Annotated in this window: 19 protein-coding genes; 8 read left to right on the forward strand and 11 right to left on the reverse strand. The window is 36.7% G+C overall.

Translation table 11 applies throughout. The features are described from left to right. Positions 1-19: 19 nt before the first annotated feature. Together H560_RS0113455 and H560_RS0113460 are read left to right on the forward strand one after the other, a co-directional pair. Positions 20-472 (forward strand): hypothetical protein, encoded by a 453-nt coding sequence (locus tag H560_RS0113455; protein ID WP_155845012.1) that lies wholly within the window; start codon positions 20-22, stop codon positions 470-472. A 42-nt stretch (positions 473-514) separates the two neighbouring features. After that, positions 515-1,096, forward strand: coding sequence for a TlpA family protein disulfide reductase (locus tag H560_RS0113460; RefSeq protein WP_027380530.1), 582 nt, complete (start codon positions 515-517; stop codon positions 1,094-1,096). A gap of 230 nt (positions 1,097-1,326) precedes the next feature. On the opposite strand, the gene H560_RS0113465 is transcribed toward H560_RS0113460, so the two are convergent. Continuing rightward, a complete protein-coding gene (locus H560_RS0113465) occupies positions 1,327-3,759 on the reverse strand; it encodes an alpha-ketoacid dehydrogenase subunit alpha/beta (protein WP_027380531.1) in 2,433 nt (810 codons plus the stop codon). A gap of 136 nt (positions 3,760-3,895) precedes the next feature. On the opposite strand from H560_RS0113465, the gene H560_RS0113470 reads away from it, so the two are divergent. Further along, complete coding sequence (locus tag H560_RS0113470; RefSeq protein WP_027380532.1) at positions 3,896-4,189, forward strand: hypothetical protein; 294 nt, start codon at positions 3,896-3,898, stop codon at positions 4,187-4,189. Position 4,190: 1 nt separating this feature from the next. Here H560_RS0113470 and H560_RS0113475 read toward each other — a convergent pair whose 3' ends face one another. From H560_RS0113475 to queA, 5 genes are all read right to left on the reverse strand, one after another. Further along, positions 4,191-5,168, reverse strand: a complete 978-nt coding sequence (locus H560_RS0113475) for a polyprenyl synthetase family protein (RefSeq protein WP_027380533.1) — start codon at positions 5,166-5,168, stop codon at positions 4,191-4,193. Positions 5,169-5,237: 69 nt separating this feature from the next. Beyond that, the gene (locus tag H560_RS0113480) at positions 5,238-6,116 is read right to left on the reverse strand and encodes a hypothetical protein (RefSeq protein ID WP_027380534.1); all 879 of its coding nucleotides are present in this window, start codon (positions 6,114-6,116) and stop codon (positions 5,238-5,240) included. Between the two features lie 223 nt (positions 6,117-6,339). Continuing rightward, complete coding sequence (locus H560_RS0113485) at positions 6,340-7,278, reverse strand: sterol desaturase family protein (RefSeq protein WP_034752900.1); 939 nt, start codon at positions 7,276-7,278, stop codon at positions 6,340-6,342. Between the two features lie 73 nt (positions 7,279-7,351). Next, positions 7,352-8,386 carry a 23S rRNA (adenine(2503)-C(2))-methyltransferase RlmN gene (gene rlmN / locus H560_RS0113490; protein ID WP_027380536.1) on the reverse strand — a complete coding sequence of 345 codons (1,035 nt, stop codon included), beginning with the start codon at positions 8,384-8,386 and terminating at the stop codon, positions 7,352-7,354. Between the two features lie 71 nt (positions 8,387-8,457). Next, on the reverse strand, positions 8,458-9,507 hold the full coding sequence (gene queA, locus H560_RS0113495; protein WP_027380537.1) for a tRNA preQ1(34) S-adenosylmethionine ribosyltransferase-isomerase QueA: 1,050 nt from the start codon (positions 9,505-9,507) through the stop codon (positions 8,458-8,460). A 196-nt stretch (positions 9,508-9,703) separates the two neighbouring features. On the opposite strand from queA, the gene H560_RS0113500 reads away from it, so the two are divergent. The 4 genes from H560_RS0113500 to H560_RS0113515 all read left to right on the forward strand — a co-directional run bounded on the left by H560_RS0113500 (position 9,704) and on the right by H560_RS0113515 (position 13,880). Next, a complete protein-coding gene (locus tag H560_RS0113500; protein WP_027380538.1) occupies positions 9,704-10,396 on the forward strand; it encodes an AIM24 family protein in 693 nt (230 codons plus the stop codon). A 166-nt stretch (positions 10,397-10,562) separates the two neighbouring features. After that, positions 10,563-11,954 (forward strand): Gfo/Idh/MocA family protein, encoded by a 1,392-nt coding sequence (locus H560_RS0113505; RefSeq protein WP_027380539.1) that lies wholly within the window; start codon positions 10,563-10,565, stop codon positions 11,952-11,954. Beyond that, positions 11,944-12,855, forward strand: a complete 912-nt coding sequence (locus H560_RS0113510) for a nucleotidyltransferase family protein (RefSeq protein WP_027380540.1) — start codon at positions 11,944-11,946, stop codon at positions 12,853-12,855. Before H560_RS0113505 ends, H560_RS0113510 begins: the two co-directional genes overlap by 11 nt. Further along, a complete protein-coding gene (locus tag H560_RS0113515; protein ID WP_027380541.1) occupies positions 12,846-13,880 on the forward strand; it encodes a phosphotransferase enzyme family protein in 1,035 nt (344 codons plus the stop codon). The genes H560_RS0113510 and H560_RS0113515 overlap by 10 nt, the downstream gene beginning before the upstream one ends. Before the next feature lie 110 nt (positions 13,881-13,990). On the opposite strand, the gene H560_RS0113520 is transcribed toward H560_RS0113515, so the two are convergent. The 5 genes from H560_RS0113520 to H560_RS21630 form a co-directional block, all read right to left on the reverse strand. Continuing rightward, positions 13,991-14,479 (reverse strand): DNA-deoxyinosine glycosylase, encoded by a 489-nt coding sequence (locus H560_RS0113520; protein WP_027380542.1) that lies wholly within the window; start codon positions 14,477-14,479, stop codon positions 13,991-13,993. A 91-nt stretch (positions 14,480-14,570) separates the two neighbouring features. Beyond that, on the reverse strand, positions 14,571-16,565 hold the full coding sequence (locus H560_RS0113525; RefSeq protein ID WP_027380543.1) for a S9 family peptidase: 1,995 nt from the start codon (positions 16,563-16,565) through the stop codon (positions 14,571-14,573). 380 nt (positions 16,566-16,945) lie between these two features. Next, positions 16,946-17,290, reverse strand: coding sequence for a phage holin family protein (locus H560_RS0113530; protein ID WP_027380544.1), 345 nt, complete (start codon positions 17,288-17,290; stop codon positions 16,946-16,948). A 281-nt stretch (positions 17,291-17,571) separates the two neighbouring features. Next, positions 17,572-17,847, reverse strand: coding sequence for a substrate-binding domain-containing protein (locus H560_RS23385; protein WP_228372477.1), 276 nt, complete (start codon positions 17,845-17,847; stop codon positions 17,572-17,574). Then, positions 17,814-18,587 carry a LacI family DNA-binding transcriptional regulator gene (locus H560_RS21630; RefSeq protein ID WP_228372478.1) on the reverse strand — a complete coding sequence of 258 codons (774 nt, stop codon included), beginning with the start codon at positions 18,585-18,587 and terminating at the stop codon, positions 17,814-17,816. The genes H560_RS23385 and H560_RS21630 overlap by 34 nt, the downstream gene beginning before the upstream one ends. Before the next feature lie 176 nt (positions 18,588-18,763). Here H560_RS21630 and H560_RS0113540 point away from each other — a divergent pair, with 176 nt between their 5' ends. Further along, positions 18,764-20,194, forward strand: a complete 1,431-nt coding sequence (locus H560_RS0113540; protein WP_027380545.1) for a mannitol dehydrogenase family protein — start codon at positions 18,764-18,766, stop codon at positions 20,192-20,194. Positions 20,195-20,206: the final 12 nt, after the last annotated feature.

A 20,206-nucleotide genomic window follows, 5' to 3' on the forward strand; every position in this document is an offset into this window, starting at 1 on the left:
AATCTAAAAAACAAAAATTATGTCAAAATTATTTAAACTTACATTTATTTTAGCTTTAATGTTTGGAACCTTTAACTTTGCAACTACTAAGGCAAATGATTTACCTTATATGCAAGACAACATTCCTAATTTTAAATATGGATGTAAAACTTTTCATATAAAAGTATCAATCAAATTTGTAGAAATAGAAACGGATGTTACGGTTTGTGCAGGATGTACCAGTTATATGGCTGTAAATTGTGGCGGATCTATAAGTAAAAATGCAAATGGGCAAGATCTTAGTTTTGGAGGAATGAATCTTAATGATTTATTAAAAGATGAAAGATTTTCAGATGCGGAAGAGATAATTGTTTTAGGCTCAAGCACTGAAAAAGATGAAGAAACTGCTCTAACTATAAAAACAGGAACATATAAGATTATAAAGGACCAAGACGGTTATGGGGCAATAGTAAATTTGGAAAAAACAAATTAATTTAAGCAGTAAGAGTGTTGAATAGCACTCTTACTTAATTTTATGAAAAAGAAAATCTATATATCATTAATAATTCTTGCCTTTATTTCTATTGGTTTATTTTTAATAAATAAAAATACAGATATAATTAGAAATTTGAGGGTGAGAAGTATCAGCCAGATAAGAGAGGATGATATAGAATATTCATTTAAAAATAGTCCTTTTTATAAGGACTATTTCTCTCAAAAAAAAATAATTGTTCTCAATATTTGGGCTACCTGGTGTGAGCCCTGTATCAAAGAAACTCCTTTTCTCAATGAATTAAAAAAAGAAATGGAGAGTGATCCTAACATTATATTTTTATCTTACTCAATAGATACAGATTCCTTAAAGCTTCAAAAATTTCTTGCGACTAAGAAGTGCAATTTCAAAGATATAACAATTGAAAATTTACAATACAAAAAATCCATCCTTTCAACTCTAAAAGCGAATAAAAATGAAATAAATAATTCATTTATTAGTATTTCATCTACAGAAATCCCTAAAACTTTTATTATTAAAAAAGGCAAAATACTTTATCAAAAAGAAGGTATAATAAATTACAACGAATTCTTAGAGAAATTAAATAATCTAAGAAACAATTAATATTATGTAACTAAACAATTGTGACTTTGTAGATAAAAAAATACTAACAAAAAAGTGAATATAAAGTTTCAGAAGAAATATTAATGATAATAAAAAAACCTTTCATTCAAATGAAAGGGTTATTTTATGATTTATAAATTTACTCGCATAGCTTAAATTTATTATTTATATAAAAACAAAAAACCGCCCTCCAAAAAGAAAGCGGTTTCAAAATTTATCTAAAATCCCAATTAAAATATCGCCGGATATTTCTGAGGATTTGTTTCATTAAACATTGCGTAAATTCTTTCCACCATATCATCTGCAGACGGCTTGCTGAAATAATCTCCGTCGCTTGCATACGCAGGTCTGTGATCGTTAGCAGCAATCGTCAATGGATCTGAATCTAAGAATCTGAAAGCTTTTTGCTTCTCTAAAATCTGTTGCAGAATAAATGCTGAAGTTCCACCTTCCACATCTTCGTCTATTACGACTAATCTGTTGGTTTTCTTCACAGATTCAGCAATTTCGTGAGTTAAATCAAACGGAATTAACGACTGAACATCAATCACTTCCGCAGAAATTCCTAATTTTTCCAATTCATTTGCCGCTTCCATGACAACTCTCCACGTTGATCCGTACGTTACCAAAGTAACATCCTTCCCTTCTTTGGTTACCTCAATTTTACCAACAGGAATAGTGAATTCACCCAAGTTGTCAGGTTGTTTTTCTTTTAATCTGTAACCGTTCAGGCATTCAACAATCACTGCCGGCTCATCTGCCTGAAGCATGGTGTTGTAGAATCCTGCAGCAATCGTTAAGTTTCTTGGAACCAATACCAAAATACCTTTTGAAAGGTTAAGAATTCCCGCCATCGGAGATCCGGAATGCCAGATTCCTTCCAGTCTGTGGCCTCTTGTTCTGATGATTACCGGAGCTTTCTGGCCGCCTTTTGTTCTGTAATGAACTGTCGCCAAATCATCACTCATCCCCTGCAGACAGTACAAAATATAGTCTAAATACTGGATTTCTGCGATAGGCCTTAACCCTCTCATCGCCATACCAATACCTTGTCCTAAAATTGTAGCTTCACGGATTCCTGTATCTGCAACACGAACTTCACCATATTTTTCCTGCATTCCTTCCAGTCCCTGGTTTACGTCACCGATATTTCCGGCATCTTCACCAAATACTAAAGTTTCAGGATATTTTTCAAAGATTTTATCGAAATTGTTTCTTACTACCACTCTTCCGTCCACTTCCTCCGAGTTTTCAGAGAAAACAGGCTTAATTTCTTTTACATTTTCAGCCTTCCATTGAGACTGGGAATATAAATGAGAAGAATAATTATCTTTTTCAACTTCAAATATTTCGTTGTACTTCTGCATCAGCTGGTTTCTTTCTGCAGAATTTGTTCCTCTTGTAGCCAGTAAAGCTTTTCTCGTTAAATGGAAAATATCTTTTTTAGCCTTGGAAACTATTTTATTGTATTGATTGATATAGCCTTCTATTTCAGCATTCTGACCTTTAATGTTTTCTACCAGAGGCAATACTGAATGCGCTAATTCAGTGATTGTTTTCTGATAGTTTTCCCAAGCAGTTTTTTGCCCGGCTTTTACTATTTTTTTCGCTTCTTCTTCAATAGCATCTAATTCCTCAACTGTTGCGATAATTTCTTCTTTACCTTCAATTTCGATTGAATAATTCAAAATCCATTCTCTGAATTTCACCAATCCGTCAAACTGCGCTTCCCAAGCTAAACGTTCCTCATTCTTATATCTTTCGTGGGAACCGGAAGTTGAGTGCCCCTGAGGCTGTGTAACTTCAATAACATGGACTACAACCGGAATGCTTTCCACCCTTGCAAACTGCTCTGCTCTTGCATAAGCATCCAATAATGCAGGATAATCCCAGGCTTTTACCTGAATAATTTCACATCCCTGAAACTCACCTTCTTTTCTCTGGAAACCGCTTAACATTTCGGCAATATCCGCTTTTGCTCTCTGCTTCATGGTAGGGACAGAAATCCCGTAACCGTCATCCCAGATTGAAACAATCATAGGAACCTGAAGCGCACAGGCAGCATTCAGTGTTTCCCAGAAATGACCTTCCGCTGTAGAAGCATCCCCTATAGTTCCAAAAGCGATTTCGTTACCATCTTTTGAAAACTTTTCAGAACCTTCAAACTTCACTGATTTATATATCTTGGAAGCCTGAGCCAGACCTAACAATCTTGGCATCTGTCCTGCTGTAGGAGAAATGTCAGAAGAAATGTTTTTCTGAGCTGTTAAATCTTTCCAGCTTCCGTCTTCATTTAAACTTCTTGTTGCAAAATGCCCGTTCATCTGTCTTCCGGCGGATGCAGGCTCTCTTTCAACGCTTGTATCGGCATACAACTGAGCAAAGAAACTCTCTACCGTTAATGCATCTGCGGCCATTGCAAAAGTCTGATCCCTGTAGTATCCTGAGCGGAAGTCTCCGTTTTTGAAAACCTTCGCCATTGCCAGCTGAGGAAGCTCTTTACCATCCCCAAAAATTCCAAATTTAGCTTTTCCCGTAAGTACTTCTCTTCTACCTAAATAAGACATTTCGCGAGAAATCCTTCCCAGCTTATAGTCTCCAAGTATCTGATTTTTAAAATCTTGAAAAGAAATTTGCTGTGTTTCAATGTAGGTTGTTTGCATAGCCTAATAAAAAAGTTTTTTGTTCTTGAAGTATTTTGCTAATATACACTTTTTAAATTAATTTTAATTTTTAATAATCTTTTTTAAAAATTTGATAATAAAAAAAATGTCCTTATTTTAGATTAAATTTGTAAAGATGGAGAAAAAGTCGACCCATATTCTTAATGCATCCAGCAATCTTTTGGGATTTTCACTGGTAATTATTACTTCCTTAAAAATCTCAAAAATGAGTGAGAGCACCCATTTGGATGAGTTTGCAGGTATTGCATGCCTGTGTTTTGCGATCAGCTGCTTTTTTTCTTTTTTATCAATCCGCTCAAAAAAAGAAAACCGTTCGCACAGATTTGAGAATATTGCGGATTATTTATTTTTAACAGCTTTATTTTGCATTGTATTAGCTGTTATAATTGTAACGGTGAAGATTATTTAATTTAAAATTTTCGCTCAATTACGTAATCCAGCATAATATGTAAAGATTTTTTTGCTTCAGAGTCTGGAAACTCATTCAATATATCTTTGGCTTTTTGCTGAAAATCTTTCATTACCGTAATGGCATAATTAAGCCCCCCTGAGTTTTTAACAAAATTCACAAGCTCCTTTACACGTTTTTGGTCGTTATTATAACGTTTTATCGTATTAAAATAATACTTTCTGTCGGTTTCATTAGCCGTTTTTAGGGTATGAATCAGCGGAAGGGTCATTTTTTGTTCCTTAATATCAATACCTACCGGCTTCCCGATAACATTTGATGTTAAATAATCAAAAAGATCATCTTTAATCTGGAATGCCATTCCCGTGAATGTTCCGAAGTCCATCATTTTTTTAGCCAAAACTTCATCGGCATTATTAGATAAAACCCCGATTTCGCAGCAGGCCGCGATTAAAGTTGCCGTTTTCTGGCGGATAATTTCATAATAAACATCTTCCGTAATGTCCAGCTTTCTTGCTTTTTCCAATTGAAGAAGCTCACCTTCAGACATTTCACGAATGGTTCTGGAGATCACCCCCAGCAGGTCGTAATCCTTGTGATCCGTAGATAATAAAACTGATTTTGACAATAGGTAATCCCCCACCAAAACGGCAATTTTATTTTTCCATAAAGCATTGATTGAAAAAAAATTACGACGTTTGAAACTTTCATCCACCACATCATCGTGCACTAATGTTGCCGTATGAATCAATTCGATCATGGAAGCTCCGCGATACGTTTTTTCATTGACTTCTCCAATAAGCTTTGCGCAAAGAAATACGAACATCGGGCGCATCTGCTTGCCTTTTGTAGTAACAATAAAACGAGTGACTTTATCTAATAAAGGTACTTTACTCTGCATGGATTCATAAAACTTCTGCTCGAAAAGTTTCATTTCCTCATTGATCGGTCGCTTGATTTCTTCTACAGTATTCGCCACAATCTCGAATGATGGGATAAATTATTAACTTCCACAAAGATAATTTTTTTCAGTCAATTTTAAGAGAAATTAATCTTTGAGTTTATCTTTTGGAATAAAATAAAGACTCGATTTTGCTGTTCCCAATGGAGAATGGAAGTCTTCCCCTGAAATATAAATCCCATTTTCATCCACTGTAATCCCTTCAATCTGCCCAATTGACAAAGCACTTCCCAGATAATACCGTTTAGGATTTCCTTTAAAAAATATTCCAGGTTCGGTTTCATTGAAAATATGTAAGAACACTTCCGTTTTCTTTGTATAGCCTATTAAATAAAGCTTTTTATCGTAATAAGAAGCATCGGTTATGATATAGTTTGTTTTGAAAGTTTCTACTTTTTGCGCTTTTTGTTTGTTTAAAACTTTAGGATCGATAATATAATGTGTTGTTGATTTTGCGCCCCATTCTTTCGTAAAAATATGGATTTTTCCATTTAAATAAATCATGGCTTCCGCATCAAAATTGGTCTTGGTATATTTTGGAATAAATTCTTCCTGTTCGGGATATTCAAAAGAAATTAATTCAACTGAATCTTTTTTTAACGAATCATTTTTAAAAGGAACTTTGTAAATTTCCAAATCTTTCCTTGTGCCGTCATTATTTCCGAAATCGCCTATATAAAAGTTGGTCCCGTCATTTGTTAAAGCTTCCCAGTCTTTATTTTTTCCGTTTATTTTGATCGTATTTACAATTTTGCCTGTCGTTTTATCCAGTTCAAAAAGTTCGGGAGAATTTCCGCTGTCGTTGAATGTATATAGTTTCCCATTTATTATACTTAATCCCGATGTTTCCTTAATTTTTCCATCTAAATAAGAGACTCTGTATTTTCTTATCTTAAAAAGACTTGATTGTTGCGAAAATGATACAGTGGAAATGGTAATAGCTGCTATCAGGAAAAGCTTTTTCATGACGTAAAAATATTTATTTGAGCGCAAATGATACTAATTTATTCATAAATATATTTATCTAAATTTAATATCATTCTGTTATTCTGACGAAGGAAAAATCTCAGTACTTTTTTGAGATTCTTCACTCCACTTTGTTGCGTTCAGAATGACAAAATGATGTTGAACAAAAAGTTTAAAATTAGTCTTTATTTGTGTATAAATTTGCGTAATTCGTGTTTGAAAATCAAGCTGATCTCTTCCTAATCTGCTCTTTATTACCATTTTTTTTCGCCCGGTAATCTCTTTGATACTGCCTTACCGTTTTTCCGCTCCCGTCATGCCTCCATCCAGGTGAATTGAAAATATAATTAACCCGGTCGGAAAATTTTAAACCCGGCTGTTTAATATCTTTCCATATTTTTCGCCATTCATAAAGAAGAACTGTATCTGGTTTATTATCCGGCATTTTCGGATAAATCCCATACTTTACAGGAACCTTGGGATCTTCCTTTTCAAAGGTCCCGAAAATTTTGTCCCAGATAATGAGGCACATGCCCATATTTCTGTCGAGATATTTAATGTTACAGGCATGATGGACACGGTGATGAGAAGGTGTCACAAAAATATATTCCAAAATCCCCATCGATTTTACTGTCTGCGTATGAACCAGCGTTCCATACACCTGACCAATGGCATAAACCACCATAATATGCCACGGATTAAATCCTAAAAATGCAAGCGGAGAAAAGTAAAGATACCGGTACAAAGGCTGTAGAACCGGACTTCTGAAACCCGTGGTCACATTAAAATATTCCGAATTATGATGCGTAATATGAACCGCCCAGAACGCCCTTGAATGATGATCCACATAGTGAAGAACATAATAAGCAAAATCTGTTATGATAAAGCAGATCAGCCAATACCAAATGCTAAAATCCCATGAAAACAGTCTGTGATTATAAAAGAAAAACATAACACCCATTGCAAAAGCCTTCATCAGAAGATCGAGCCCGAAGTTCATCAAAGCCAGGTAAATGCTTGTTGCAACATCTTTTTTATCGTACAATTTAGCCTCCGAAACGTGGCTGTAAATCATTTCTGCAAAAATAATAGTGGCATGAACGGGAATCGCCCATGAATAGACATTTTCTAATCCATCCTCACCCAAGAAGTAATCCATCATCTTGCATATGTTTAATACAAAGGTAAGATTTTAAGAAAGTGTTAAGTTAATTTTTGAATTTTTTAATATAATTTTAATCTGCAGTTTTATTGGCTAGCTGCCCGCATGCTGCATCAATATCTCCACCACGGCTTTTTCTGACAACGCACACAATTCCTGCGTTTTCTAACTGACGGATGTAGTTTTCCTCTGCCTGCTTATTGCATTGGTCATATTTTCCGTCACCGATGGGGTTGTACTGGATTAAATTTACTTTAGAAGGAACCTGCTTACAATATTTAATCAGGGCTTTAATGTCTTCATCCTTATCATTGATATCTTTCCAGACACAATATTCGAAAGTGATTACGGAGCCTGTTTTTTTGTACCAGTACTGCAGAGATTCCATAATTTCCGTTAGAGGAAACTTATCAGAGAAAGGCATGATTTCATTACGCTTGGATTCAATAGCAGAGTGTAAAGACAATGCTAATTTTACACGTAATTCTTCATCAGCCAGCATTTTGATCATCTTAGGAATTCCAGACGTAGAAACGGTAATTCTTCTTGCAGACATTCCCAAACCTTCCGGCTGGGTAATTTTCCTGATGGCTTCCACCACATTTTTGTAATTCATCATCGGCTCACCCATTCCCATAAAAACGATATTGGAAAGCGGCCTGTTGAAATACATTTTACTCTGGCTGTCAATTAAAGCCACCTGATCCACGATCTCGGCAACTTCAAGGTTTCTCATTCTCTTAAGCCTTGCCGTTGCGCAGAATTCGCAGTTTAGGGAACATCCTACCTGTGAGGAAACACAAGCGGTAGTTCTTGTTTCTGTAGGAATTAATACGGATTCTACCAATAATCCATCATGAAGCTTCACTCCGTTTTTAATGGTTCCGTCCGTGCTTTTCTGGAGCTGATCTACTGAAACGGGATTGATGGTATATTCTTCAGCAATTCTTTCGCGAAGAGGTTTCGAAAGATTCGTCATTTCATCAATCGAATGGAGGTTTTTACTCCACAACCAGTCATACACCTGCTTCGCACGAAACGGCTTTTCCCCCAAAGACACAAAGTACTCTTTGAGCTGGTCCAGTGATAAAGTTCTGATATCTTTCATTGTAGGTTTTAGGGATTAGGACAAAGGATTTAGGACAAGCTAAGCCCTAAATCCTAATTCCTATTATCTTATTAAAGAATCAACATCGCATCTCCGTAAGAGTAGAATTTATACTTCTCTTTTACGGCTTCTTCGTATGCGTGCATTACGAAGTCTCTTCCTGCAAATGCTGCAATCATCATGATTAATGTAGATTTTGGCGTGTGGAAGTTAGTGATCATTGAATTAGCAACTCCGAAATCGTGCGGCGGATAGATGAATTTATTAGTCCAACCGTGGAATGCGGAGATTTTTTTGTTTGAAGAGACAGAAGTTTCCAATGCTCTCATCGTAGTTGTTCCCACTGCGCATACTCTTCTGTGATTGTCAACTGCTTTATTGATGATATCTGCATTTCTTTCGTCGATGAATACCTCTTCAGATTCCATTTTGTGCTTGGAAAGATCTTCTACTTCAATCGGGTTGAAAGTTCCCAAACCTACATGAAGTGTAATTTCTGCAAAGTTAATTCCTTTGATCTCCAGTCTTTTCATCAAATGTTTTGAGAAGTGAAGGCCGGCTGTAGGTGCTGCCACAGCTCCTTCTATTTTTGCATAGATGGTCTGATATCTTTCAGCATCTTCCGGCTCTACGGCTCTTTTGATATATTTTGGAAGCGGAGTTTCTCCTAATTCTTTTAATTTAGCTCTGAATTCTTCATAAGAACCGTCAAATAAGAATCTCAAAGTTCTTCCTCTTGAAGTAGTATTATCGATAACCTCAGCTACCAGAGATTCATCCTCTGTGAAGAATAATTTATTCCCAATTCTGATTTTTCTTGCAGGATCTACAAGAACGTCCCACACACGGGTTTCCTTATCCAGCTCTCTTAAAAGGAATACTTCAATTTTAGCACCGGTTTTTTCCTTATTTCCATAAAGGCGTGCAGGGAAAACCTTAGTATTATTAAAGATAAAAAGATCTTCTTCATTGAAATAATCTACAACATCTTTGAACAGTTTGTGCTCAATAGTCTGGGTTTTTCTGTCCAAAACCATTAATCTTGCTTCGTCTCTGTGTTCTGATGGGTGTTCTGCAAGTAATTCCGCAGGAAGATCAAAATTAAAATCTGATGTTTTCATTTTTTAAATTACGGTTTAAAAATTACCAAATTACAAGATGTAATTTTCGGAGTGCAAATATACGATATGAAACACCCCTTTGTCAAGTATTATTTACATTCCTTTTAAATTAATTTAAAATAAAACAAAAAACCGTGATATTACGGTAATTTTTAAAGGTAAAAAAATTGTATTTTGGTGTCTTAAAAAATATACTATGAGCAAATATTCAATTGAGGCTTTCGTAAACGAAACCAAAGAGAATCCAATGGAAAGAGATTATTTTGAGCTGGAAAAACCCGCACTTTTGGAAATTAACCTGAACAATCAGTCTGTGTGGACAAAAGCCGGAAGCATGGTCGGATACATCGGGAACATCAATTTCGAAAGACAGGGAATGCTTTCCGGAGGATTGGGAAATCTATTGAAAAAAGCCATCAGCGGCGAAGGTTCCAGACTGATGAAAGCTGAGGGAACAGGCAAATTATACGTTGCGGACGAAGGCAAAAAAGTTCGTATTCTTTACCTTAATAACGAAACGGTTTGTGTAAACGGAAATGATGTTTTAGCCCATGAACAAAGCATTAAAAGCGACATCACCATGCTAAAAAGCATTGCAGGAGTAATGTCCGGCGGACTTTTTCAGGTGAAGCTTTCGGGGACGGGACATATCGCCATAACAACACACGGTGAACCTTTAACATTAATGGTAACACCGGATGCGCCTGTTTTCACAGACCCGAATGCTACCGTTGCGTGGTCCGGAAACCTAAGCCCCGAACTTAAAACCAATGTCTCTTTCAAAAGCCTTATCGGAAGAGGAAGCGGCGAAGAATTCCAGATGAAATTCTCAGGAAACGGATGGGTACTTATTCAGCCGTACGAGGAAGTGTACAGAATTGAGAAATAATTTGATAAAAATTTTTTATATAAAATCAGCTGTTTCAAAAAAATTGGAACAGCTTTTTTTATTTAAACTAAAGAATAAAACTAAATTTATTAATTTAATCAACTTTTTACTGATTTATCATTTGTCAGTGATATTTTAATATATTTAAGTATCAAAATAAACACCAATGAACACCAATCGCAGAAATTTTATTAAAACCGCCGCTTTGGCGAGTTTTGGGGCACTTATTTTACCCAATTCATTATTTGCTTATCCTGAACCATTTAAAACGTATAAAAAAGTACGGGTCGGCTTTATCGGAGTCGGACTTCGGGGACAGGAACATGTAAAATTACTGGCAAAACGTGATGATGTGGAAATCATAGCCTTTGCAGACCCCAGCAAAACCATGCTGGCTGCTTCTCAAAAAATTTTAAAAACAAACAACAAGCCCGCAGCACAGGAGTTTTCCAACGGAGAATATGATTACAGGAATCTTTTAAAATCAAAAAATATAGATGCCGTGGTGATTGCAACCCCCTGGGAATGGCATCTCCCGCAAGGTGTGGAAGCCATGAAAGCGAAGAAAATAGTAGGCATGGAAGTTTCCGGTGCTATTAAATTACAGGACTGCTGGGAATTCGTAAAAACATACGAAGAAACAAAAGTCCCAATTTTTATGATGGAAAATGTATGCTATCGCAGAGATATTATGGCAGTCCTGAATATGGTTCGTAAAGGAATGTTCGGAGAGCTTGTCCACGGAAGAGGCGGCTATGAGCATGATCTTCGCGGCGTTTTATTTAATGACGGCGTTACTCCCTACAATTCCGGTGTGGAATTCGGAGATAAGGGCTTTAGCGAGGCGAAATGGCGAACAGAGCATTATGTAAAAAGAAATGGCGAGCTTTACCCAACCCACGGACTGGGCCCGATTGCCATGACAATGAATATCAACAGAGGAAACCGATTGACGCGGCTTTCATCATTCTCTTCAAAATCACTGGGGTTGCACAAATACATTGTAGAACATCCAAAAGGCGGAGAAAACCACCCGAATGCAAAGGTGAAATTCAGTCAGGGAGATATTGTAACCACCCAGATTGCCTGTGAAAATGGCGAAACCATACTTTTAACCCATGATACAAGCTTACAGAGGCCTTATGATTTAGGGTTCAGGGTTCAGGGAACGGAAGGTTTGTGGCAGGATTTCGGATGGGGAGAATTTAACCAGGGACATATCTATTTTGAGAAAAAAATGAACCATACCCACAAATGGGAAAATTCTGAAGTATGGCTTAAAGAAAATGACCACCCGATGTGGAAAAGGTTTGAAGCCAGCGCCACCGGCGCGGGACACGGCGGAATGGATTTCTTCGTGATGAATACTTTTATAGAATGTATTAAACGAAATATTGAATTCCCGATGGATGTTTACGACCTTGCCACATGGTATTCCATCACGCCGCTGAGCGAAGAATCCATTGCTAAAGGAGGCCAAATTGTAGAAATTCCTGACTTCACAAAAGGACAATGGAAAAACCGTAAACCCGTATTTGGAATGACCGATGAATTCTAAGAAAAAAACACTTCTCATTTTAGCCGGAGGCTTAGGAAGCCGTTACAAAGGCCTTAAGCAGGTAGATGGTATATTGGATAACGGATCGCCGCTTCTGGAATATTCTGTTTATGATGCTCTGGAAGCGGGATTCAATAAAGTGGTGATGATTATCAACCGTTTTATCCCTGAAAGCTATATCGAACGGCTTGAAACCATTTCAAAACATAAAAATTTTGAATTACATTGGGTTTATCAGGACATGGAAAAATTTGTCCCTGAAAATTATGACTTTTCCGAACGGAAGAAACCGTGGGGAACGGGGCACGCCATACTTTGTGCAAAAGATTTTATTCATGAGCCCTTTGTAATCATTAATGCTGATGATTTTTATGGAAGGGAAAATTATTCTTTAGCTGCAAAAGAAATGGATTCCGGGAATATTTCATCGAAACAGTTTGAGCTGATTGCTTATCCGGTAGAAAGTACATTGAGCGAAAATGGCACCGTGGCAAGAGGAATATGTACCGTGGATTCAAAGAATTTTTTGGTGAATGTCACTGAGCAGACTTCCATTAGGAAAGAAAATGAAACCATTGTTTACACCGATTCCGGGCACGATTTTGAGATCAATCCTAAAACGCTGGTCTCTATGAATTTTTTCATTTTTCATCCCAAAATATTTGATTTCTTGCTGGTTTATTTTTATGATTTTATACAATCTAACCCGAAAATTACGGAAGAATTTTACATCCCGTCTGCAGTACAGAGGATGATTGATAATCAAGAAGCAGATGTATTGGTAAAAACTTCAACTTCAATATGGAAAGGGATGACCTATCCTGAAGATAAAATTGTTTTGAAAAGTTTTTTGAAAAAAGAAACTGAATCTAAAAAGTATCCTGAAAATCTATGGAATTAGACCATATTATACGGAAGTTTATCAACACTCTTAATTATGAGATTACTCCTGTCACCAACGGGCTGATCAATGCTACCTATATTTTAGAAAATAAAGATAAAAACGAAAAATATATTCTTCAAAGAATAAATACAAATGTGTTTAAAAATCCTGAAGCGATCGTCAATAACCACTTAAAAATCAATTCCATTCTTGCAGACAGTGATTATCAACTTCAGATCATCAGGCCAATCCCTTCCATTTCAAATGAATACATTGTAAAAGATAAGCATAATGAATCCTGGAGAATGCTGGGTTTTGTGGAAAACAGCATTACTTTCCTGAAAGCTCCGGATCTTGAAACCGCTTTTGAGGCTGCCAAAACTTTCAGCTATTTTCTTAGCATTATCAATGAACACGATGCTCCCGAACTGGAAATTACTTTGCCCGACTTTCTTAATTTTGAAAAAAGAATTACAGATTATAAAAAATCACTGGAAAATGCATCTTCCAATTTACGGGAAAACGCCAAAACAGAAATAGAATATGCCAATCAGTTGCTGTCTTTACCTGAAAAATGGATCAAAATGGTAGAAAACAAGACGCTTCCTCCAAGAATTGTTCATGCAGACGCTAAGATCAGCAATATTCTTTTTGATAAAAATCATCGGCCGGCTGCTGTGATCGACCTTGATACCGTCATGATTTCCACTATTTTATATGATTTCGGAACCATGATACAATCGTACACCAATAAATATGATGAAGACGATGGAACCGCAAAAAATAATTTCAATGAAGAAGTATATGAAGCTGTGAAGAAAGGTTTTTTATTTTATCTGAAAGAAAAATTACTGCCTCAGGAATCTGACAATCTGGATTATGCAGCACAGGTGGCCATTTATATTCAGGCTATCCGGTTTCTGGCGGACTATCTGAACGGAAGCACTTATTATTCTATTAAATATCCTGAGCACAATCTGGACCGGACTAAGAATCAGTTTCAGCTTTTGCAGGGACTGAGGGATTATTTAACTAAAAATTAGATAAATAAAGCTTTTCTTATTTAAACATTAAGAAATTAAGTATTGCTTACTATTAAACAATTTAAGAAATCATACATTGATTTTTTAAGCTTATTAAGAATGACTTTTAATTATAAAAAATTCAAGATCACTTTCCATTCTTCTAACTTTTTCTCGAAAGAAATGGTATGAAGCGGGCTGGTAGACGGCAGCTGATAAACAGGAATTCTAAAATTTTTGCCTAAAATCTTCTGTAAGTTTTTATACGATTTTCCCCCATTGCAGAATATGGCCCGGATGTTTGGATATTGCTCAAGAAGCTCAGCAATCCGGTTGGCTTCTTCATTTTTGATTTCAGAATCCAAACTGCCTTTTCTTTCGCAGGAATCGATGACATCCCAAAGCGCTATATGATGTTTCTGTAGAATGGCCTTCTTTTCAGCATAATCTGCCGTAGAATTTTCATTAAATAATTCAAAAATAATAGACCAGAATTTATTCTGTGGATGAGCGTAATATTCTTGTTTTTCCAAAGACTTCACACCCGGAATTGACCCTAAAATTAATATTTGGGAATTTTCGTTAATAATTGGCGGAAAAGAGGAAATTCTATTGTGCATAATTCAAATATATAAATTTTGGCTAAAGCCTGAGATTTTGAAAACAAAAAGCGGGCTAAAGCCCGCTCCTATTGGTATTTTTTGATGTACATTATAAAGTTTCCTTCAACCAGTCGAAAAACTCTCTCTGCCATACCAATCCGTTTTGCGGATGAAGTACCCAGTGGTTTTCGTTCGGGAAATAAACAAACTTTGTCTTTAAACCTCTTAATTTTGCAGCTTGGAAAGCTTCCTGCCCCTGTTCGTAAGGAACCCTGTAGTCGATTCCACCCTGAATAACCATAATTGGCTTATTCCATTTTTCAACAAAATTACTTGGATTGTATTCTGTATATGCCTTTGGAAGCGGTTTTTCCCATGGTGAACCTAAATCCCAATTCGCAAACCAAAGCTCTTCTGTTGTAAGATACCATGATTTCATATCAAATAAACCGTCGTGCGCAATGAAAGTCTTGAATCTGTTCTCATGAATCCCGGCAAGCATGAAAACGCTGTATCCACCGTAGCTTGCACCAACAGCTGCTACTCTTTCACCATCCACATACGGCAATGTTTTCGCGTAATCCGTTGCAGCCAGATAATCCCTCATCGGCTGTCCGCCCCAGTCTTTTGAAATTTCTTCGTTCCATTTTGTTCCCCAGCCCGGCATTCCGCGGCGGTTAGGAGCTACTACAATGTATCCGTTGGCTGCCATTAAAGCAAAATTCCATCTTGTGCTGAAAAACTGCGTAAGAGCAGATTGCGGCCCTCCCTGACAATACACAAGGGTAGGATATTTTTTATTCGGGTCAAAGTTTGGAGGATAGTGAAACCACACTCCCATTTCTTTTCCGTCCGAAGTTTTTACCATTTTAAGCTCAGATTTTCCCTGGGCTAGTTTTGCGTAGGTATCTTTATTGGCTTCGGTTACCTGCTTCAATTCTCCGTTTTTCAGATTAACAGAGAAAATATCCGTTGCATGATTGATATCCGTTTTTCCTACTAAAAGTGAATTTTTATTGTCGGCAAAAATTTCATTCACATCAAAATCACCTTTTGTAATCTGCTGTACTTTAGCATTTTTCGGATCTAAAGAAAATAATTGCTTTGTACCTCTGAATGCGGCCGTAAAATAGATCATTTTAGAATCTCCGCTCCAGAAAACGTCTCCTGAAACACTTTCGTCCCAATTACCAGTAAGGTTTGAAGTTTTTTGTGACTTCCAGTCCATGATTTTTACATCATTTTTATCCGCTTCATAGCCGTCTCTCGCCATACTCTGCCAGATCAGTGATTTTCCGTCCGGGCTGAACTTTGGATTTACATCATATCCTTTGTTGGATTCCGTTAAGTTTTTTGTCTGCCCTGAAGCTAAATCATAAGCGAAAATATCTGTATTGGTGCTTGTAGCATATTCCTTACCGCTTTTTGGCTTTGTAACATATAAAAGCTGCGAGGAATCCGGGCTCCAGATGAAATCTTCGGCTCCGCCAAAAGGTCTTTGTGGTGAATCCCAGTTTTTCCCTTCCAAAAGGTCTTTTGCAGATTCTATTTTATCTGAAATATTTACTACAAAAACGTGATTGTATTTGCCTTCATTAAAATAATCCCAGTGTCTGTGGTTAAGGTCTGTATAAACCTGTGCGGTAGTTTTCGGGGTATCAGAATACTTGTCTGTCCCCATTACTTTCTCTACCAAAACCTGTTTGCTGAAAGCTATTTTTTTACCGTCCGGAGAGATCACGATGTTATCAGCTTCCCCGATGGTGTAGAACTCCGACCATGTTTTTCCACTGTCTTTTGAAAGGAAGATTTTGTCGCCTTCCTGAGCGTAAATCCCGTTCTTATCCCATTGAATAAGGGCTTTTTTACCAAAATCTATTTTTACGGACTGATTATTAAGAACATTCAGTAAATAATTCTCGTTTTTTGTTTTTTCTGTTTTCAGATCTACCTGGCCGATTTTATAAATAAGAGCCGACTGATCCGGTGAAACGGCCTGTACTCCAACTTTTTTTAAAGTCCAAAGAATTTCAGGCGTCATTACTTGTTGTGCATTCATTAAAAGCGGAGCTGCCAAAGCGAGCAGACTGTACTTAAGTTTCATATTCTGGTTCATTTTTAATGGATTGATGAAATTCAATATAATTTCATTATCCTTATTCAAAGATTGCCAAAGTTAATTATTTTTGAAACATGAATTGATACAAATATTCCCGGAAACAAGCCTGTATACTTTTCCCGAAATTGAACATCCGACAAAAACCCTAGCCTCGATTGCAGCATTTGTCTGAGCTCATTTTACAGTTTTCGGGTTGGGGCGGCTTCGCCGCCCCAACCCGAAAACTGTAAAATAGCGAGTGCGGAAAGCGAGAAAAAGCTCCAAAGAGAAATAAATACAATTTTTTGATTTGGTTCAAATAACCCAAAAAAATTCGCCAGTCAAAACGACTGGCGAATGAATAATATGCAATTTAATTTTTACATTTAATCATTATCTCCAAACATTGAGTTGACCAGAGACGTTACAATAGAAAGCAAAATACTGAATATCAACGCCCACCAGAAACCGTCAACCACCATGCTGTCAATAAAATAATCTGCAATAAGAATAATTAATGCATTGATTACCAACGCAAATAATCCCAATGTAATGATCGTTAAAGGTAACCCGAAAAGACTGAGAATGGGCTTTACAATAAGGTTTAAAAGCCCTAAAACAATGGCAAAGATAATTGCTCCCGCGAACCCTGTAAAATGTACACCGGGTAAAATTGTTGTGAGAAGATAGGCAACCACTGCCGTTACGAGAAGTCGGATAATTAAGTTCATAGTTTTATTTTTTAATGTTTATGGTCTTTACCGTACAAAAGCTGTTCCATTCGGAGATTGTGGAGGTTTTTAATTTAACCTGAAAGAAGGAAGTTTGTTGGTTAAAAGCTTACAATCTGTAATTGATTATTTACTTTAAAAACTGCTTCATTAAATTTCACGACAATATCAGAAATTGAGGCCTAATAGCAGCTTCCAGGCTCTTACTTCCAGCTTCCCACCATGATCCTTAATTTTCTTTTCCAAACTCAGATTGATTTAATAAATCTAATAAATTTACTTCATATTTCCTTAGAAGTTGAAGCCCTGTAAACAAGCTGTGCATCTAATGTGATTGTACTGCATGGTGAAGAATAATCATTAATTTTTTCTAAAACTGCCCGGGCGGCTGCTTCTCCCATTTTCACAAGGGGCTGCTCCACGCTTGTGAGTTGAGGGTGTACAATCGTTGACAGTTCAGTACCCGAAAAGCTGGCTATAGAAACCTGGTCAGGAATTTTAACTCCCATTTCCAGAAGATGATTCATTGCACCGATTGCCAGCGTATCTGAAAACACAAAATACTGTCGAATTCCACGTTGTTTTCCATCAGCTTTTTAACTGCATTTTTACCGTCCTCAAAAGACATTCCATTAGTTTGAACCGTAAGTTCCGGGCTAAAAATACTATGCTTTTCTAAAATTCTTTTGTATCCGTTTGCTCTTTCTGCAGCATTCCTGATCGAAGAAGGCCCCATAATGTGGGCTATTTTTTTCTTACCCGTTTTGATGAGATGTTCCACCACCAAAGACGCCTTGATACGGTCATCCACCATTACTTTCGTGGCTTCAATGTTTTTACCTGGAATCCTGTCAAAAAAAACAAAAGGCATCCCTTTCTTCATCATAGATTCATACAAATCTTCATTGTAGGTTTCATGACAAAGATTAATAATGATTCCGTCTACATTGAATTCTTCCAGAAGCTGTAAATTTTTCCTTTCCGTTAAAGGATTTTCATCCGACTGTGTGATGATTACCCTGTATCCCAAAGGCGCAAGAACATTCTGAATTCCCTGAAGGACTTTTGATGAAAACGGAGTGATCATTTCCGGAACTACAAGCCCGATATTCTTTGTTTTACCGTATTTCAGGTTTAATGCGGTGGGATTGGGTTTATATCCGAGTTTTTCTGCCGCTTCCAAAACTTTTTTCTGAGTTTCTGAGCTGATATTTTTATCATTTAAAAGAGCCCGTGAGATGGTGGAAGTGGACAGAGACAGGTATTTGGATAAATCTTTGATCGTAACTCTTTTCATTTTTGCGTTTTTTAAGGCTGATTTAAATCAAAAATACTAAAAAAATAGTCAATTGGGAACGTTCCCGGAGTTTTGGGAACGTTCCCATTTACAATTTCACAACAAAAAATCATTTATCATAAATTATTAATATAAGTTTAAGACATCGTTAAAATTTAATTTAAAATTATACAAATATGTCAATGAAACCTTATCATTTTGAACGTTCAGCAATACAATCGGGAATTATTCATATTGGTGTAGGAAATTTCCACAGGGCCCATCAGCAATTTTACACTAATCTTCTGCTGGAAAATCCAAATCAGCAGCAATGGGGAATCTGTGGAATCTGCCTTTTGCCTTCAGACGAAAAAATAGTAAGCAATTTGAGATCCCAGAATCTGGATTATACCTTAACCATTTGCGGAAGAGACGGAAATGACGAAGTGTACAAGATCGGCTCTCTAACTGACCTGATCTGGGGAATTCAAGATCCGAAAGCTGTCGTTGAAAAAATTTCGGATAAGGCGATAAAAATTATTACGTTAACTATTACAGAAGGCGGTTATAATCTGGATAAAGAAACCAATGAATTTAATTTAAATGACGAAAAAATTAAGTATGATCTGGAAAACCCGGGAAATCCGTCAACGGTCTTCGGGTTTATAGCGGAAGGACTTCGTCTGAGAAAATCAAAGCAAAACGGAGGAATCACCATTCTTTCCTGCGATAATCTTCAGCATAACGGTGATACGGCAAAAAAAGCTTTTACAACTTTTATTGAAGCGCAAGACCGCGAGTTAGCCGAATGGGTAAAGAGCAATGTTACATTTCCGAATTCCATGGTTGACAGAATTACTCCTGCAACAACCGCGGAAGATGTGGAAAGACTAAATAAGAAAAATGGAACCAACGACAAAGCGCCAGTTTACTGTGAAGACTTCACACAATGGGTGATTGAAGACAACTTCATTGCCGGAAGACCGAATTGGGAAAAAGCCGTCGTTCAGTTTACCGCTGATGTTACTGCTTTTGAAAACATGAAGCTAAGCCTTTTGAATGCTTCACATACCCTGCTTTCTTATCCCTCTTTCTTAAAAGGTTACCGGAAAGTGGATGAAGCAATGATGGATAAAAGTATTGTAAAATTCATCAGAAACTTCATGGATACAGACATTACTCCATACGTTCCGGCTCCTGAAAACATAAATCTGGAAGATTATAAGCAAACACTGATTGAAAGATTTGCAAATCACAGTGTGAGTGATCAGGTGAGCAGATTGTGCTTTGACGGAATTTCAAAATTCCCGGTTTACATCATGCCGAATCTCATTAAAATGATCCGCGATAATAAAGATCTTACAAGAGCAGCTTTCTTAGTGGCTTCATACAGACATTATCTGAAATATAAATCCGATGACAAGGGGAATTCATACGAAATCGCTGAACCATGGCTTACAAAAGATGATGAAACTCTTATTTCCAGTGAAAATGCCGTGGATTTTTTAAACCTGTCTGCATTTAAAAGCTATGATCTAAAATCTTCGGAAAGTTTTGTTGAATTATATTTAAATTTTACAAATCAAATTAAAAATCAGGGAGTTGCCTCCGTTTTAGAATCACTTTAAAAATAAACACTC

Origin of the sequence: Chryseobacterium daeguense DSM 19388 (assembly GCF_000430825.1) — a bacterium.
GTDB classification, from domain to species: Bacteria; Bacteroidota; Bacteroidia; order Flavobacteriales; family Weeksellaceae; genus Chryseobacterium; species Chryseobacterium daeguense.